The sequence below is a fragment of the Paenibacillus sp. FSL P2-0136 genome, from assembly GCF_037975325.1.
Taxonomy (GTDB): domain Bacteria; phylum Bacillota; class Bacilli; order Paenibacillales; family Paenibacillaceae; genus Paenibacillus_AQ; species Paenibacillus_AQ silagei.
This window is the reverse complement of record NZ_CP150244.1, coordinates 229833-245688: the sequence shown is the minus strand read 5'-3', so window position 1 is coordinate 245688 and position 15856 is coordinate 229833. Positions and strand designations below refer to the sequence as shown.

The following is a 15856-nucleotide window of genomic DNA, read 5'->3' as shown; positions in this document are numbered from 1 at the left end:
ACTGGGGGAAACAGGTATGAAATGGTTCTATAATCTAAAAACAAGCGTGAAATTAATCTCGTCCTTCCTGACCGTCGCTGTCATTCTTTCCTTCGTGGGCCTCTACGGTCTCAGCAACCTCGGCTCGATTAATAACAGTCTGGACGATATGTATGTGAACAATCTGGTTCCCGTCTCCTCCCTGCAAAGCTCACAGAACAGCTTCTCGGTCATGCGCGTTATCGTCAGGGATCTGTACATTAAGAAGACCCCTGAGGAACGCCAGCAGCGGGTGGACGATTATAAAAAAGAGAAGCAGAACGTACTCGATAACATCGCGGCCTTCCGCAAAACCAAGCTGAGCGCGGAATCGGTTCAAGCCATTGCCCCTTTTGAAGCGGCATGGAATGACTATCTGTTAACGTACGATTCTCTTGTCAGCCTCTCCCTGACGGGACAGGACGAGAAGCTGCTGGAGATGCTGCGCGGCAGCACGCTTAACAACCAAGGCGATACCTTGAAGAATATTCTGAACGAGCTGATTCTCACCAACACCAAGGAAGCGGATCAGGCCAGACAGAGCGGAGCCGCACTCTATAGCTCTTCGCGTAATATTACCCTCAGTATCATTATCGGTGCAGTCATTCTGTGCATCCTGCTAGGGTATATCATCTCCCGGATTATTTCTAATCCGCTGGCGAAGGTTGTCAAGGTTCTCTCGAAGGTGGCTGACGGCGACCTGCGCAGCCAATCCGATATCGACACCAGAGATGAAATCGGCATCCTGGCTGCCAAGGTGAACGAGATGGTCAGCAACCTCCGTAACACTGTGGGCTCCATCCTGCTGCATTCCCAGAGCCTGTCCGCCGCCGCCGAGGAGATCTCCGCCAGTACGCAAGAGGTGGCAAGCGGCAGCACGACCACAGCGGATGATGCCGGGACCATCAGCGAGTTATTCAAAGAGCTGTCCAGCGCGATCCACTCTGTAGCCCAGAATACCGAGCAGGCCTCGGTCATCTCCGATGAGACCGTTACGATTGCCGAGAACGGGAACAGCATCATTCAGGAGTCGATGGAGAGTATGCAGGCTGTCAGCGGACAGATGGCTAAGCTTGAGGAGGACTCGCAGAAGGTCGGCGAGATTATTGATGTCATCGAGGATATTGCAGATCAGACCAACCTGCTTGCTCTGAATGCCGCCATTGAAGCCGCAAGAGCGGGAGAACAGGGCCGCGGCTTCGCGGTGGTGGCCGATGAGGTGCGCAAGCTGGCCGAGCGCAGCGGCGAGGCCACTAAGCAGATCACCAGCATCATCAAGGGGATGCAGGTGAATACACGCTACAGCGTGAGCGCTGTGCAGGAGAGTGCGGAGCTGTCGCAGAAGACCGGCGTTTCTTTTCATCAGATCGTGACGATGGTCAACAACGCTGGACAGAAAATATCCGAAATCGCCGCCGCCAGCGAAGAACAAGCCGCCCAGTCCACCAACGTTCTCGCTGCCGTGGAGAGCATCTCCGCCACCACCCAGCAGTCCGCCGCCAGCAGCGAAGAGACCGCCTCTTCCGCCCAGTCCCTGGCCAGCCTGGCTGAGGAGCTGCAGAGCACGGTGTCTTCGTTCCGGTTGTAGCTCTTGGTTCATTTAACAGCCTGTAAGCTCCCTTTCGGAGCTTGCAGGTATTTTTATTTATCTCGCGGGATCAGCCGGGGCGGGTAGGCTTTCGCCAAACCAATGTAATCGGTTTTTCGATTACATTTTGCCCATACGCTCGCCGCCAGCCCAATGTAATCGGTTTTTCGATTACATTTCGCACGCACACCCTCCGCCAGCCCAATGTGATCGGTTTTTCGATTACATTTCGCACGCACACCCTCCGCCCGCCCAATGTGATCGGTTTTTCGATTACATTCGGCCCACTCCAAGCCCCTAATCCCAAAAAAACCCGCCCCTCCCCCGCAGCGGCGGCAGATGGACAGGCTTTTCCCCTATGATCCAGGGCTTCTCTTCCCTCGGCTTAAGCGCCTAGGATGATTTCCCAGACCGGCTTCGTATGTCCGCCCGGATAGAAGATATACAGCAGGACATAGACGGCGACTCCCGTAATAGCGGTGATAAACCAGATGACGGAGGTCACTCTGCCCCACTTGCGGTGCTTGGCATACTTGGCCTTGAAGCCGAGCGTCAGCGTGGTGATGCCGAATACGGCAGCGACGGTAGCCAGCACGATGTGGAAGATCAGGAAGACATGGTAGATCGTCGTCAGCTCATCGGGTCCTCCCCAGGAGGTATTGCCTACGAACACCGTTCTTGACGAGTACACCAGGAAGAACAGAATCGCTGCCACCGCAGCCGCAATCATCGTCTTCTTATGCGCCTCGCGTTTGCCTTGAATGATCTGTCTCCAGCCGATGGCCACCAGCACCGCGCTTATGACGATGAACGATGTACTGATCGTAGGAAACAATGTGAAAATATCCATGAATATCCCCCTCGGTACTTACCAGCTCATTATAGTTCAGACCTCCTCCGCCAGGGCAGAGGGTGACGCGGACACTTCTGTGTCCTCTTGTCCGTTCTCTTTTTTATACCAATGATAGAACACATAAGCAAGCATCGAGGCGAAAATAAATTCCTGAATGAACTTCATCACGATGCCGCCGACCTGCTGATCTACCTTGGGGGACAGAGATCCGAAGAAGCCGGGACCGCCAAAAGCCTGCAATAATGCAGCCGGACTCTGCGGTACACAGTAGCCCATCGCCTTCGCCCAGGTGCCCGGGTCGCTATACGTAGCATAGAGGGGGGAGCCCGCAAAAATAATCAGCCCGCAGGCTGGTGTCAGCAGCACCATGTTCAGGAAGATGAAGCCCACCTGCCCCAGACCGCTAAGCGCCCGGTATTCCGGCAAGGGGTTGATCAAATTCCACCACATCAGCGCCGAGGTCAGGAACAGGATGCCATAATACAGACGGTGAACGGTGAAATGCAGCATGACATAATCATGGATGGCGGGGATGTGGTAGAGCGAGAACAGGCCATTGAAGAGCAGGGCCGCCACCACCGGCTTCGCGAGAAAAGCCAGTCCCTTCAGCGGATTCACCCGCAGCAGAGCGCGCCAGCACCAGTCGGGGATACCGAGCATAATCAGCGGGACCGCCACCAGATAGGATAAGGCCATACTCACCATATGGAAGGAAAATAAGATATGTCCCAGCAGACTGACAGGTCCTCCCTGCGCAAGATAGAGGGCCAGCATTCCGCATAAGAACAGCCCCCTCCGCCAGAAGGGGACTGCAGTGCTGCCCTCAAAACGGGAGGCCAGCGGACCGATCAGCACAAAATATCCGGCAGTCAGGAGGAGCATCAGGGCCAGAAACAACGGACTCCATAATTCCGTAAAGCTGAAATATTGCAATCCCGGTATCATCCTCAAGACCTCCCCGGAGATAGAATCAATCCCACCATACCCAATAGAGCGCCATTACAATACAGGTGCCTGCGATAAAAAATCCGCCCAGCATGAAGATAATCGGGAGCATATGCCCTTTGTCCTTCAGATGCATCCAGAAGCCCATCTGCAGGAACACCTGCAGCACAGCCATTACCAGCAGCAGGATAATCGCAAAGGTAGCATTCACCCCTCCGGCCGCCACCGCGGCAAAGGCGATCAGCGTCAGCACCACGGAGAACACAAACACCACAATATGCCGCTGCGGTCCTTCCGGACGGTGCCGGTGCTTCACCGCAGAATCTGAAGAAGGCTGCTTCGTCGTCATGGCTTCACCCCACCTTTCCGAGCAGGTATACGACTGTGAAGATAAAGACCCACACCACATCAATGAAATGCCAATACATCGCTGAGACATAGATCTTCGGTGCAGTAACGACCGTCAAGCCTTTATGCGCCAATTGCCCGATCAGCACGGAGATCCACAGAATCCCGAAGGCGACATGGGCACCATGGAACCCGACCAGCGTATAAAAGGCCGAGCTGAACGCACTCGTCGTCATCCCGAATTCCTCATGCCGGATATATACACTGAACTCGTAGATCTCCAGGATCAGGAAGGCAAGGCCGAGCAGGACAGTCACCACCAGCCAGTTCCGTAGCTGGGCCACATTTCCCCGGTGCATGGCCTGAATGGCGAACACACTGGTCAGACTGCTGACCAGGAGGAGGAAGGTCGCTGCCGCGACCAGCGGCAGATGGAATAGCTCAGCCGCCGAGGGTCCCTCATTCGTCTGATTACGCAGCGCCAGGAAGGTAGCGAACAGGGTGCCGAAGAGCACCGCTTCCCCTCCGAGGAACAGCCAGAAGGCCAGCACTTTATTGCGTCCTTCCAGGGTCGCTTTCTCGGGTTCATGCGGGAGTGTACCGTCCGCCGCTTCAGCATGTGCCGTTGTCATCTCTGCTCACCTTCCTTCCAGCTCTTCGGGTTCAATATGCCAGCCGTGATCGTCGAACAGCGACCGCATCAGCATCGATCCGAAGGTAATAAGAAGCCCCAGCGCTGTAACAATATAATTATTGAACAGGAAGCTCATGATGCTGCTGCTGAATTCATCGCGGCTGAACATGAAGCCAAGGCCCGCAATGAAGATACCGACGGACATCAGGAACGGCAGAATCGTAGCCGACGGCATATGAATCGGACCAATCGGCTCCGCCGGGGTCATGGCCTTATGCCCGGCCATTTTCTCTTTCCAGAAAGCATCCAGGCCCCGCACCAGCGGCGTCTGCTTGAAGTTATATTCCGGCGGCGGCGAAGGGATCGTCCATTCCAGGGTCCGCCCGTCTTCCCACGGGTCTTCCGGCGCATCCGCCGGTCGTCTGGAGGTCAAGAACACATTTACAAGGAAGATAATCATGCCCACTCCCATCAGGAACGCCCCCACCGTACTGACCAGGTTGAGCGTATCGAACTGCTGGTTCGGCAAATAGGTAAATACGCGCCGCTGCATCCCCATCAGTCCCAGGAAATGCTGCACGAAGAACGTTAAGTGGAACCCGATAATGAAGGTCCAGAAGGTCCACTTGCCCAAGGATTCGCTAAGCATCCGCCCGAACATCTTCGGCCACCAGTAGTGCAGCCCGGCGAACAGCCCGAGCACCAGACCGCCAACGATTACATAGTGGAAATGCGCCACCACGAAGTACGTATCATGGAACTGGAAGTCCGCCGGCGCGGAGGCCAGCATCACCCCGGTTACTCCGCCCATCGTGAAGGTAGGAATGAACCCGGCCGCGAACAGATTCGGGGTCGTGAACCGTACCTGTCCGCCCCACATGGTGAACAGCCAGTTGAAGATTTTGATCCCGGTCGGGACGGCAATCAGCATCGTAGAGACGGAGAACAAGGCGTTCGCGACCGGACCGAGGCCGGTGGTGAACATATGATGCGCCCAGACCATGAAGCCCAGGAAGGCGATCAGAATTGTCGCGAAGACCATGGAGCTGTACCCGAACAGCCGCTTGCGCGAGAAGGTCGGAATGACCTCGGAGATGATGCCGAAGGCCGGGAGAATCAGAATATACACTTCGGGATGCCCGAAGATCCAGAAGATATGCTGCCACAGCACGGGATTGCCCCCTCCGGCAACATTGAAGAAATTGGCGTCCAGAATCCGGTCGAAGGTAAGCAGGACAAGTCCTACGGTAACCGCAGGGAATGCAAACAGAATAATGGCTGAGGTAATGAAGGTAGCCCAGGCGAACATCGGCATCCGCATGAAGGACATCCCCGGTGCACGCATCGTGATGATGGTAGCCAGGAAGTTAATCCCGCCAATCAGTGTGCCGAGTCCGGCAATCTGCAGCCCTATCGTATAAAAGTCCACTCCGTGTGAGGGACTGTAGCCCGTGCTTGAAAGTGGGGTATAGGCCGTCCAGCCCGCATCCGGCGCGCCGCCCATCACCCAACTCAAGTTAAGCAAGAGACCGCCGAACAGGAAGGTCCAGAAGCCCAGCGAGTTGAGAAAAGGAAAGGCGACATCCCGCGCGCCGATCTGCAGCGGAATCACCGCATTCATCAGCGCGAAAATAACCGGCATGACTCCTAGAAAGATCATGGTCGTGCCGTGCATCGTAATCAGCTCGTTGAAGGTCTGGGCATCCAGGAAGGTATTCATCGGCTTAATCAGCTGAATACGGATCAGGATCGCCTCCAGGCCGCCAATGCCGAAGAAAAGGCCGCCGGCCCATAGATACAGGATGGCTATTTTTTTGTGGTCGACGGTGGTAATCCAGTCCATCAGCCCGGTATGCCGCTTGGCGCTGTGGCCGGGCTGCAAGGGCTGGGAGGGCTGCAAGGATTGCGCTGCGTGAGCCAAGGTATGTACCCCCTTATCAAATATGCTGCTTCCGCTTCAGTCATAGGCCCCTATTCCAGCGTATAACCGGCCAGATATTCGGCAATGCCGTCGATCTCTTCATCACTTAAGCCCATATCCTTCGGGTTCGGCATTTTGTTGCCGGGCTTCACGCTCTGCGGATCATGCAGCCAAGTCTTCAGATTCTCAAGGACCGGCGCCCCGTCTTCTCGAGTGTCATCATTAAGCAGAATTCCTGCAACCGATTCACGGGAGCCGATTCCGGTCAGGCTTGGAGCCACCGGTGATGCAGGCATGCTGCCTATCGCATGGCAAGTCAGGCACTGGGACTTGAATTTCTCAGCCAGTACTGGATCTTCCGGCATCACCGACTCCGGCGCCTTCATTGAAGCCACCCACTTGTCAAAGGCCTCACCGCTGACCGACTTCACCTTAAACTCCATGAACCCGTGGGAGGGTCCGCACAGCTCCGCGCATTTCCCCCGGTAAACGCCTTCATTCGGTGCACTGAAGCTGAAGCGGTTCACCGTGCCGTCGGGATTGGTGTCCATTTTCCCGGCCAGCGAGGGTACCCAGAAGGAATGCAGCACATCCTTGGTGCTGAGCTCAAAGGCAATGTGCTTACCTGTAGGAATAATCAGATCCTGCGCGGTCGTTATTCCGTAATCCGTATATTCGAACTCCCACCAGTACTGGTGGCCGGTCACCTTGACCTTGATGGCGTCCTTGTCATCCGAATGATCATTGCCGGCAGCGAAGACCACCTTCACCGTAGGAATCGCCAGCACAATGACGAGAATAAGCGGGATGACCGTCCATAGCACCTCCAGTTTGAAGCTGCCCTCCACCTGCTTCGGAATCTCATCCTGATCCTTCTTCCGGCGGAAGCGAATCCATACATAAGCCGCAATGGAGAAGACGATCAGCAGCACCACAATCATGATCGTGATCGACAGCTTCATCAGTCCGTAAGAGCTTTCCGCTACGGGTCCCTGCGGTCTGAGTACCGACAAGTCCTCCCGCCCGCATCCGGCCAGAAGGAGTCCAAGTGCTGCTGTCATGGGAAGAAGCCGCTTACCAGCCTGCCACGTTTTCATCATTGATCTACCCCGCTTTTCCCGAATTCGTAGATTAGAGTATTTTCCTGTCAATTATAACAATCACTATTAATATAAGTTCGGTCTACGTTTTTGTCAATCGTTCACAACAAATTCACATAATCATTTTGAAGTCGCGGAAAGCTTGTCAATACTGATTTTATAAGCGCTTTCAATTTTCCCGGAAAACTGTTAAACTACTTTTGAAGCGTATTCATATGTATTTGTGTCTAAACATTCATTTGACATACGAAGATGATCTGCAAAATGCATACAAAAAAAACCGATTCCAGAAGCAGAAGGCTGCCCGGGCACGGTTTATGAGAATCCTCATGGATGTTATCGCTTGAATGTAGATTAAATGTATAGTTGTCGGCATCAAACAGCACGAAACAGAATCACTCTCTCTGCCCGCTTCTTCAGGAGACGGAAGAATTCATTCTAACCAGCTCATGCTCCACAACCATGGTCAGCTCTTCCTCGTATCCTCCCGTGATCCGATACTTCCGGACGTACTCTTTCACAAATTTCTTGGGATCTTTGGGCCGGAAAATACGTGTCATTTCCCGCAGACTTTCCTTGACTTCGTTATGACCTTTACTTGCCATGATCAGTTCCCTCCCAAAACATTGAAAATGAATGCTCCGTTGTAGAGAATGCATGATGAAAAGTTCGCCGTAACCTTGAAATGCAAGTAAGAAACCATTACACATACGCGGCTTGCATTACCCGTCCAGACTACCATTCCATGAACTTGGAAATCCGCCTTGCCGGTGAAGCAGGTTCGTCGTGATTTGGGCTGAGAGTAAGGATGTCCCACTGCAAAGACACCTTGACACTTTAATTACCCGAAGAGCCACTTGCTGAATCACTCCTTTCGGGCCTTATCGTTATATTGTATCATATTCCAGATTAACTTCCACCTTTCCATGTAAAAATGCAAATGGAAATTTTTTATAGTATATGCTTGACCTCCCGTTTGGGAACCTACTCATAGTATGCCCCCTATCCCCAAAAATTATTGGACAGCATTCCGCACAGCTCATACTTTGCCCGGACACCTCATAGGCTTGTAGGGAAGAAGCACGAATAATCTTTGCCTTTTTCTTCTACAATCCAAGGAGAGTGAGCCCTTTGTCGCCTTTCAGATCTTCGACCGGACTGCCCGATAACCTTGCCGCCGCCTTGTGTTATTTCTTCCCGTTCATCGGGGCGATTATTTTCCTTGCACTGGAGAAGCGCAGCCGCTTTGTCCTGTTCCACTCGCTTCAATCCCTGATTGCCTTCGGAGTCCTTATGATCGCCCATGTGCTCAGCGGCTTCATTCCGCTTCTCGGTAATCTGGCAGGCGCCCTGATCTCCCTATGCAGCTTCGCAGTCTGGCTCCTGATGATCTACCATGCCCTTGGCAGCAGATGGTTCAAGCTCCCCTGGGTGGGAGAGATCGCCGAAAGCCAGCTGCGGCAGCTGTAGCTGTAGATGTAGCTCCGCGCAGCAGAAAATAGTTTCCCTTTTGCCTGCCCGCTCCTTACAATGGGATAAGACATGCAGGAATCTACAGGCTGGGGGAAGCATCCATGTATTTGTTCATCATAAATCCCCGCTCCGGCGGCGGGGCGGGACGGCGGACCTGGCACACCGTACAGGCCTTGCTTGCGGCGCGGACTGTTTCGTATGAAGCGCTGTTCACCCAGAGCGCTGACAGTGCAGAGAGTCAGGTGCTGCAGGCGCTTGCCCGCCGCGAGGACTGGCGCGCCGCCATCATTGTCGGCGGCGACGGCACGATCCACAGTGTGCTGGGCGCACTGCGGCGCACTGGGGTCCCGCTGGGAGTCATCCCGGCGGGTTCGGGCAATGACACCGCGCGCGGGTTCAGCATCCCGCTCGCGCCTGAGGCTGCGCTGGACACCGCGCTGCAGGAACACTGCATCGAAGCCGATCTGATCAGCGCGGCAGCCCGGCTCACCCTGACGGCGGTGGCCAGCGGCTTCGACGCGCAGGTGGCCGTCAATGTGAACGGCAGCCGCTACAAGCGGCTGTGCAACGCCATTGGCGCCGGGCGCCTAGCCTATATCATCGGCGTGCTGCATACGCTGATGACCTTCAAGCCCTGCCGCGTCAGCGTGACCTGCGACGGGAAGGAGCAGGCCTTCGACCAGGCGTGGCTGGTCTCGGTCTGCAACCTGCCCAGCTACGGCGGCGGGCTGCTGATCTGCCCGCAGGCGGAATCAGGCGACGGCCTGCTTGACGTCTGCGTCGTGCACGGGGTCAGCCGCGGGCAATTGCTGCGGCTGTTCCCGACGGTGGTGAAGGGCAGGCACACGAAGCTGCCCTATGTCACCATGCTGCGCGGACGCAGCGTAGCCGTGCACTTCGCGCAGCCGCGCCACGCCATCGGCGATGGCGAAGCGCTCGGCACAGCGCCGCTGGCCGTGGCTTGCGAGCCGGGCGCGCTGCGCGTGCTCTCGCCGCTGGCGGCAGCCCCGGCGGTGGCTGCCGACGCCGCGGGGTCCTGCCGCGCGGGCGGCTAGGCCGGGCGCGGCGGGACGGGCGCGGCGGGGCTGGGCGCGGCGGGGCTGGGCGCGGTGGGCACATATGTGGCTCCGCGTAACGGACTGAGGCGCTCTTATTCTAGATGAAAGTCATAAATTAGGCAGGTAACGGACCACACGGAGCTTATTCTCTGAAATACTGCTCTTAAGTATCGTTTTGAGCTACCTTAAGGTCACCTCGGTCCGATAAGACACCAAAAGCGGTGTTTTCCAGGGGATAAGGTCTCTCAGGTCCGTTAGGAGCAGATTGGTCTGGCTAATGAAGAAGTTGGAATGATATTTCCCAACACAAAGAGCAGGCCCCGGGTATTCCCCTGGGCCTGCTCCTTGTTACATATTTCACGTTTCCGCCGGGGCCGTTTCCTGCTTCGTGCAGGAATAGACCTTCTTCACAAAGATATCCTCCGCTAGCAGCAGTAATTCTGCTGGCCAAGCTGAACCGGCTTTGCCGTCCTTTTAAAGGACGGTACCGTTTCAGCGAGAAAGATAAGGATAATTATAGCGCGAAGCATATACATTCTTATCTTTGGACAAAAACCGCTGGAACCCCGCTGCTCCGGTTATATCCCGGTTGGCTTCTGGGGCAGCAGGTTGCCGACAATCGACTTCAGCTCACCCTCCGTCGTGCTGCTTTTCTTCCCGTTGTCAAAGCTGGTAATGCGGATCTCGGAATAACTTTCTCCCCGAGCCACGGGCTTGAAAATCCATTTCTCCCGGTTATCCAGCCGGACGTTGAACTTCATGTCCTTGAACATCTCCACCAGCTCCCGCTCTCCCGGGGTCTTGCCCTCTTCCAGGAACAGCAGTCCGCGCAGCGGCTTGACGCCCTCTGCATGCTGCACTTCAAAATGTACAATACACTCCATGCTTGTCACCTCCCTTGCTTAGTGAACTTGGGCACTTACTATTGCAGCCCTATTCCTCCGGCTCTTCCCCCGATTCCTCCTGATCATGCAGCACATATTTGCTGTAGATCCGGCTATAGCGCTCCCCGTAGCGTCGCTGCAGTTCGGGGCCCATATCTTCCTCCAGCTCGAACAATACCAATTCCTGTGTAAAAGATTTGAGCAGCAGCTCCACAAGCACTGGATGCTCGGTAATCACGGCTTGGGCGCTCCCGTCCTCATAACGCATGCCGAGCATGCACCAGCTCCGGTCCACGACGAAGGAGAACTTCCGGCCTCCGCTGCGTTCCGGCTTCCCCGGCAGGGGCGGCCATACCGGATAAGGTGCTGGCACAGCATCACCGCCGTCAAAAGCCCACAGCAGCTTCACTCCGCGCTTCTCCGCCTGCTCAAGCTCACTGCGCAGCAGCGAGGCTTCCTCCCGCCATACATCCACTACAATCTCCTGGGCGGCAAGATTCAGCTGGCGGACCAGCTCTCCCATGACATTCCGGTCACCCTCCACGTTGTAGAAGGAGGGGCTGACCGGACCTCCGCGCGGCATTTCACTCTCCATATAGGCAAGCGAGGCCTGCACCCGGCCGGATATCATCGTGGCCAGCTCTTCCGGGTCCAGCACACTGTAGCGTGCCGGCTCCCCTTCTCCGCAGCGCACGTAGCCTTGCTGAGTCAGGCGCTGAAGCGCCGCATATACGTTCGATCTTGATACTCCTAGCTGCTTTGCCACTTCGTAGCCCGAAGCCTGGCCCTTGGTGGCCAGCTCAACCATAATTTTGGATTCCATCTCTGTGAAACCCAAATTGCGCAGATGCAGCAGCAACTGTTCCATCTATGTTGTCCCCCTAAGCTGTCAGTACTACACTGTCTATATTTGCTCCGAGCCGCAGCGCGGGCACCACATGGAGCCCTTCGGCAGATCGGCGCGGCAGATCTGGCAGTTCACAATCTCCCGTGTATCCGCGTCTCCGGCTACCCGCTCTTCGGCTGGCTCACTTGCCTTCCAGTCCCTGATCCGGCGGTCCAGCTCCAGTTGCCGCTCCCGTTCCCGTTCCAGTTCATCTGCCTCCCGGCGGCTCCGGTCAGAACCTGGAGCCATCCGGTCCGCATCCTCCAGCTCTGCCTCTTCTTCCAGTTCAGGCAGCACCTCCGCATACTGCACACGTGCTTCGGGTCTTCTGGCCAGCTCCCGTTCCGCTTCGGTCAGCTCTTCCTCGCCGTAGTACTGGTCTTCCTCATCTTCATGCTCCAGCACCGTATGTACGGTAACCACAGGCGGTGCTGCAGTAGCGGCGGCGGCCGAAGACGGCTCTTTACGCAGTGAAATCTCCTTATCTTCCGGCTTGCGTGCTTCCAGCTTACGTCCGCAATGCGGACAGAAATTGGCATCCAGCCCTACGATCTGACCGCAGGCACACAAGCGTTCATTTCTCAATTCGGCAATTCTTGAGCGTACGTCCTCGATCTGCTCCTGCAGCTTGTTACAGCCCCGCGCAAGCTCGATCATCTGGCCTTCAGCCACCGACATATCCCTTGAACGATATCCCTCGTAGAACAGCTTCCCCATTTTCAGAAATTCAACCTGCATCTCATGCTCAATATCCGAAATCTGCCCATTCAGCTTGCTCACTTCCACCGAGCTTTGCGCTTTTTCACTCACCCGGCTGGCACCGTCTTTAATGCGTTGCAGTAAATTCATTGTAGTTCCTCCTTCTCCAGAGTGAGAATAGGCTGATTCGCAGCCGCGTATATCCTTACATTCCGATTGCCGCCCCACGCAGCAGCGGAAACGTGATTCTATCATACCAAAAGTCCACGGTAGATTCATTATTTGTCGTCATGTGGTAAATACCAAGTAGAGGCGGTTAGCGTTCTTATTGGAATGAGTATGCTGCGGAAGAAGCAATCATACATATTGCCTTCTGCTGGATCCGTTCCTGCGTACCCGTACATTATCGAATGATGGAGGGATGAATTGTGCCTGACGATAACCTTAACCGATATTTCGTCTCTGTGAATCACGGTCTGATTCAGGAAGAGAGAGGCGACTCCAGTGAGTACGAGGTTCTGCTGTCCAGTGACGGGTTGACTGTGCTTCAGGATCTTCTGGCCGATCTGGCCAGCGGGGATGACTACGCCTTCCGGCGTGCTCTGGTTCCCTACAAGTCAGCCGATCATGATGATGCCGCAGAGCAGTTCGATGCCACCACCATCCGCCTGTTCCAGTATCTGCACGACCATGGCACTGACGAGACCCGCCTTCAGATCGAAGGCTTGAACGTCCTGCAGAAGCTGGAGAATACAGGCTATCAGGATGAAGGCTACGGCACAGGCTCTCCCACCAACAAATAAGGATGAACGGAGCTGCACCATAAGGACGGCCTAAAGCCTATACTGAGCTAATACGCGCCGGAGGGAAGAATGTTTCTCTTCGGTCAGGGTTACGGTTTTATTTTGCTTCCGGGGCTGTACATCGGTTAAAATAGAATCAGAACCGCAGCTAGCGCTGTATAAGATTGCCGTAGTCATCCATTCATGGTCTACAGTCACAAATAACGAAAACCGGGAGAGTTTCAGTGGAAGAATATGATAGTACACAAGTAACATTGAACAAGTTGCAGGTCCATGTGAAGGATATGCAGAAGTGGCAGATTAACGAGGATTTTGCCAAGCAGGTTGAGAATTTCAAGGCTTTGCCGGCGCTGTACCGTCATGCTCTGAATGAGCTTGAGAATAAAATCGATATCATCCGGACCGAGTGGCAGGTGCGTGACGGCTTCAGCCCGATTGAGCATGTGAAGTGCCGGATCAAAGAACCGAAGAGCATTGTGCAAAAAATGCAGCGTAAGGGCTATGAGCTTAACCTGGATAATATGGAACAGCACATCCATGATATTGCGGGGATGCGGATTGTCTGCGCCTTCGTGAAGGATATCTACCGGCTGGTGGACCACCTGTGCGCCCGCGAGGATATCCGTGTGCTTGAGATTAAGGATTATATTGCCCACCCGAAGCCGAACGGCTACCAGAGCCTGCACCTTATCGTGGCTATACCGCTGGTACTGCTTGATGGCACCCGCTGGGTGAAGGCAGAAATGCAGCTGCGTACGTTAGCCATGGATTTCTGGGCCAGCATGGAGCATATTCTCTACTATAAATTCGACAAACAGCTGCCCTCCCATGTGGCCGAGGAGCTGAAGGAAGCCGCCCGTGCTGCCGATGAGCTGGATCAGAAGATGCTCCGCCTGCGCCGGGAGATCCTGGAGCTGTCAGAAGGCAGCGGCGGCAACGAGTCTTAATTGCGCAGCACAGAACACACATAAACTTAGGGTGAACTGGCCGCAGCTAGGCCTTTATCCGGCTACTAGAGGGGCACTTGTGTGCTCCTCTTTTGTTTTGCTCACTTTTTTCTGGCGATCAGGACGGGAGTGAGGTGCACTTCTGACACTTCTTCTGCTCCTCATTCCCGCCTACCGCACGGTTTGGGCCAATTCAGGGGCACTTCTGCTCCTCATTCCCGCCTACCAGCACGTTTTGAGCCAATTCAGGGGCAATTCTGCCCCTCATTCCCGCCTACCGCCCGGTTTGGGCCAATTCAGGGGCACTTCTGCTCCTCATTCCCGCCTACCGCCCCGTTTGGGCCAATTCAGGGGCAATTCTGCCCCTCATTCCCGCCTACCGCCCGGTTTGATCCAATTCAGGAGCACTTCTGCTCCTCATTCCCGCCTGCTGAATAGTAGCAAAATGTCCGCACGCCGACTTCTGGCTGAACCAGAGGGATTTATCCACTTTAATCCCGTGCAGCCACCTCGCAACCTACCCGGCGCACTGCTCCCAAAACTAATGTTACTTGGTAGAACAACTCTTACATTCGAGCCCGGCATCCGATCCATTTTCACCAGTTGGCCTAGTTTACCCTCTATATTACTTAAAGAGCAGTTTCAGTCGCCGCATAAACAATGTAGCCTATTGCTCATTCATTCCCATCACACCTATCCGTGCTCCTCCAGTTTACTCAAGCCCCATCTCACGAACCCGCTCAGCTACAGCTTATTCAAGCCCGCCGCGCGCTTCGCAGCAGCTTCCGAGACCCGGCGCATCAGCAGCGCAAGCCCTTCACGCGCCTTGGGTGTCTGTGGCAGGAGTGCGCTCCAATCCTCCTCCGGCTCCATTACCTCAGGCATAGCCGGAAACGGACGTGAGGAGATCTCGTGAAACAGCGGCCCCGGCTGGTGCAGAGAGCCTTCAGCCGCTGCCTCAGCCAGCCACTCTCCAGAGGATACGGCCGGACCCTTGCGCTCCAGCCGGGCCAGCTCGGACGCGAGCGACACAGACGCAGGCGCGTCTTCTTCAGTGCTCCGTTCGTTCTCCTGCTCCGCCCACAAGGCGAATACGCCGGAGAGCAGCTCTTCCTTGGACAGTCCGCGCAGGGCGAACGCAAGCAGCGGCTCCTGGGTCAGCTGCTGCCGGACCCGCTGCACCAGCTCCTCAGCAGGCAACAGACCCGTGCCCTGTTCCTCTGCAGCCAGCCTCAGCTCGTCATCTACAGGCAGCAGCTCCAGTGCAGCAAGCCCGCCATTCAGGCTGCCCTGCAGCAGATCATACAATTCGCCCGGATGCGCAGCGAGCTGATGCAGCACTTCATTCTTCCGGGCGGGTGTCCACTGCGGAATATGCAGAGTAACAGCCTCCCTCTGCACCTGCGGTAGTGGCGCCTGCTGTCCTTGCCGTACCTGCGGCACTGCTTCCACCCGCTCTTTTTGCCCTTGCTGCACCAGTTGCTTATTCTCCACCCGCTCTCCTTGCCGCACCGGCTCCGCCCGCTGGCCCTGTTCCCCTTGCTTCTCTATCTCTGCTCCGGCTTTGCTGCTGCGTCTGTCTGCTCCTTCAGCAGCAGGCCCCACACTCCCGGTGGCCTTAATGACCCCGGGCAGCACCTCCAGCCGCAGCTCCAGCAGCTCATTCATAGATGTTGCCTCCTTCTGCCTTACAATGTAT

General features: G+C 55.5%; 16 protein-coding genes. 5 read left to right on the top strand and 11 right to left on the bottom strand.

Features of this window, described 5'->3' with window-relative positions:
* Positions 1 to 16 precede the first annotated feature (16 nt).
* Positions 17 to 1606, top strand: coding sequence for a methyl-accepting chemotaxis protein (locus tag NYE26_RS01020; protein ID WP_209877246.1), 1590 nt, complete (start codon positions 17 to 19; stop codon positions 1604 to 1606).
* Positions 1607 to 1991: 385 nt separating this feature from the next.
* On the opposite strand, the gene NYE26_RS01015 is transcribed toward NYE26_RS01020, so the two are convergent.
* The 7 genes from NYE26_RS01015 to NYE26_RS00985 form a co-directional block, all read right to left on the bottom strand.
* Complete coding sequence (locus NYE26_RS01015; RefSeq protein WP_036722160.1) at positions 1992 to 2456, bottom strand: DUF420 domain-containing protein; 465 nt, start codon at positions 2454 to 2456, stop codon at positions 1992 to 1994.
* A 36-nt stretch (positions 2457 to 2492) separates the two neighbouring features.
* Positions 2493 to 3401 (bottom strand): cytochrome c oxidase assembly factor CtaG, encoded by a 909-nt coding sequence (gene ctaG / locus NYE26_RS01010; RefSeq protein WP_036722317.1) that lies wholly within the window; start codon positions 3399 to 3401, stop codon positions 2493 to 2495.
* A gap of 28 nt (positions 3402 to 3429) precedes the next feature.
* Entirely contained in the window at positions 3430 to 3753 is a 324-nt protein-coding gene (locus NYE26_RS01005; RefSeq protein WP_036722158.1) for a cytochrome C oxidase subunit IV family protein, read from the bottom strand.
* A 4-nt stretch (positions 3754 to 3757) separates the two neighbouring features.
* Entirely contained in the window at positions 3758 to 4384 is a 627-nt protein-coding gene (locus NYE26_RS01000) for a cytochrome (ubi)quinol oxidase subunit III (RefSeq protein WP_036722156.1), read from the bottom strand.
* Between the two features lie 6 nt (positions 4385 to 4390).
* Positions 4391 to 6229, bottom strand: a complete 1839-nt coding sequence (ctaD, locus tag NYE26_RS00995) for a cytochrome c oxidase subunit I (RefSeq protein WP_076086550.1) — start codon at positions 6227 to 6229, stop codon at positions 4391 to 4393.
* A 128-nt stretch (positions 6230 to 6357) separates the two neighbouring features.
* A complete protein-coding gene (coxB, locus tag NYE26_RS00990) occupies positions 6358 to 7407 on the bottom strand; it encodes a cytochrome c oxidase subunit II (RefSeq protein WP_209877254.1) in 1050 nt (349 codons plus the stop codon).
* A gap of 416 nt (positions 7408 to 7823) precedes the next feature.
* Entirely contained in the window at positions 7824 to 8012 is a 189-nt protein-coding gene (locus tag NYE26_RS00985; RefSeq protein WP_019913840.1) for a hypothetical protein, read from the bottom strand.
* A 526-nt stretch (positions 8013 to 8538) separates the two neighbouring features.
* On the opposite strand from NYE26_RS00985, the gene NYE26_RS00980 reads away from it, so the two are divergent.
* Positions 8539 to 8877, top strand: coding sequence for a hypothetical protein (locus NYE26_RS00980; RefSeq protein ID WP_076086522.1), 339 nt, complete (start codon positions 8539 to 8541; stop codon positions 8875 to 8877).
* Between the two features lie 104 nt (positions 8878 to 8981).
* On the top strand, positions 8982 to 9935 hold the full coding sequence (locus NYE26_RS00975; protein WP_339253258.1) for a diacylglycerol kinase family protein: 954 nt from the start codon (positions 8982 to 8984) through the stop codon (positions 9933 to 9935).
* Positions 9936 to 10516: 581 nt separating this feature from the next.
* Here NYE26_RS00975 and NYE26_RS00970 read toward each other — a convergent pair.
* Genes NYE26_RS00970 through NYE26_RS00960 form a run of 3 tightly spaced genes read right to left on the bottom strand, consistent with a single transcriptional unit; the run spans position 10517 to position 12557 of the window.
* Entirely contained in the window at positions 10517 to 10822 is a 306-nt protein-coding gene (locus NYE26_RS00970) for a hypothetical protein (protein ID WP_339253256.1), read from the bottom strand.
* Between the two features lie 49 nt (positions 10823 to 10871).
* Positions 10872 to 11690 carry a helix-turn-helix domain-containing protein gene (locus tag NYE26_RS00965; RefSeq protein WP_339253254.1) on the bottom strand — a complete coding sequence of 273 codons (819 nt, stop codon included), beginning with the start codon at positions 11688 to 11690 and terminating at the stop codon, positions 10872 to 10874.
* A 36-nt stretch (positions 11691 to 11726) separates the two neighbouring features.
* Positions 11727 to 12557: a zinc ribbon domain-containing protein gene (locus tag NYE26_RS00960; protein WP_339253252.1), complete on the bottom strand. Its 831-nt coding sequence runs from the start codon at positions 12555 to 12557 to the stop codon at positions 11727 to 11729.
* Between the two features lie 278 nt (positions 12558 to 12835).
* On the opposite strand from NYE26_RS00960, the gene NYE26_RS00955 reads away from it, so the two are divergent.
* Together NYE26_RS00955 and NYE26_RS00950 are read left to right on the top strand one after the other, a co-directional pair.
* Positions 12836 to 13210, top strand: a complete 375-nt coding sequence (locus NYE26_RS00955; protein ID WP_339253250.1) for a hypothetical protein — start codon at positions 12836 to 12838, stop codon at positions 13208 to 13210.
* 284 nt (positions 13211 to 13494) lie between these two features.
* Entirely contained in the window at positions 13495 to 14157 is a 663-nt protein-coding gene (locus NYE26_RS00950) for a GTP pyrophosphokinase family protein (RefSeq protein WP_051477780.1), read from the top strand.
* 744 nt (positions 14158 to 14901) lie between these two features.
* Here the strand turns inward: NYE26_RS00950 and NYE26_RS00945 are convergent.
* Positions 14902 to 15825: a hypothetical protein gene (locus tag NYE26_RS00945; RefSeq protein ID WP_339253248.1), complete on the bottom strand. Its 924-nt coding sequence runs from the start codon at positions 15823 to 15825 to the stop codon at positions 14902 to 14904.
* Positions 15826 to 15856 lie beyond the last annotated feature (31 nt).

Excerpts from the sequence above, each read along its gene's own strand:
- NYE26_RS01020 (WP_209877246.1), top strand. The coding sequence starts at position 17 with ATGAAATGGTTCTATAATCTAAAAACAAGCGTGAAATTAATCTCGTCC.
- NYE26_RS01015 (WP_036722160.1), bottom strand. The coding sequence starts at position 2,456 with ATGGATATTTTCACATTGTTTCCTACGATCAGTACATCGTTCATCGTC.
- NYE26_RS01005 (WP_036722158.1), bottom strand. The coding sequence starts at position 3,753 with ATGACGACGAAGCAGCCTTCTTCAGATTCTGCGGTGAAGCACCGGCAC.
- NYE26_RS01000 (WP_036722156.1), bottom strand. The coding sequence starts at position 4,384 with ATGACAACGGCACATGCTGAAGCGGCGGACGGTACACTCCCGCATGAA.
- ctaD (WP_076086550.1), bottom strand. The coding sequence starts at position 6,229 with ATGGACTGGATTACCACCGTCGACCACAAAAAAATAGCCATCCTGTAT.
- coxB (WP_209877254.1), bottom strand. The coding sequence starts at position 7,407 with ATGATGAAAACGTGGCAGGCTGGTAAGCGGCTTCTTCCCATGACAGCA.
- NYE26_RS00985 (WP_019913840.1), bottom strand. The coding sequence starts at position 8,012 with ATGGCAAGTAAAGGTCATAACGAAGTCAAGGAAAGTCTGCGGGAAATG.
- NYE26_RS00975 (WP_339253258.1), top strand. The coding sequence starts at position 8,982 with ATGTATTTGTTCATCATAAATCCCCGCTCCGGCGGCGGGGCGGGACGG.
- NYE26_RS00970 (WP_339253256.1), bottom strand. The coding sequence starts at position 10,822 with ATGGAGTGTATTGTACATTTTGAAGTGCAGCATGCAGAGGGCGTCAAG.
- NYE26_RS00965 (WP_339253254.1), bottom strand. The coding sequence starts at position 11,690 with ATGGAACAGTTGCTGCTGCATCTGCGCAATTTGGGTTTCACAGAGATG.
- NYE26_RS00960 (WP_339253252.1), bottom strand. The coding sequence starts at position 12,557 with ATGAATTTACTGCAACGCATTAAAGACGGTGCCAGCCGGGTGAGTGAA.
- NYE26_RS00950 (WP_051477780.1), top strand. The coding sequence starts at position 13,495 with ATGCAGAAGTGGCAGATTAACGAGGATTTTGCCAAGCAGGTTGAGAAT.
- NYE26_RS00945 (WP_339253248.1), bottom strand. The coding sequence starts at position 15,825 with ATGAATGAGCTGCTGGAGCTGCGGCTGGAGGTGCTGCCCGGGGTCATT.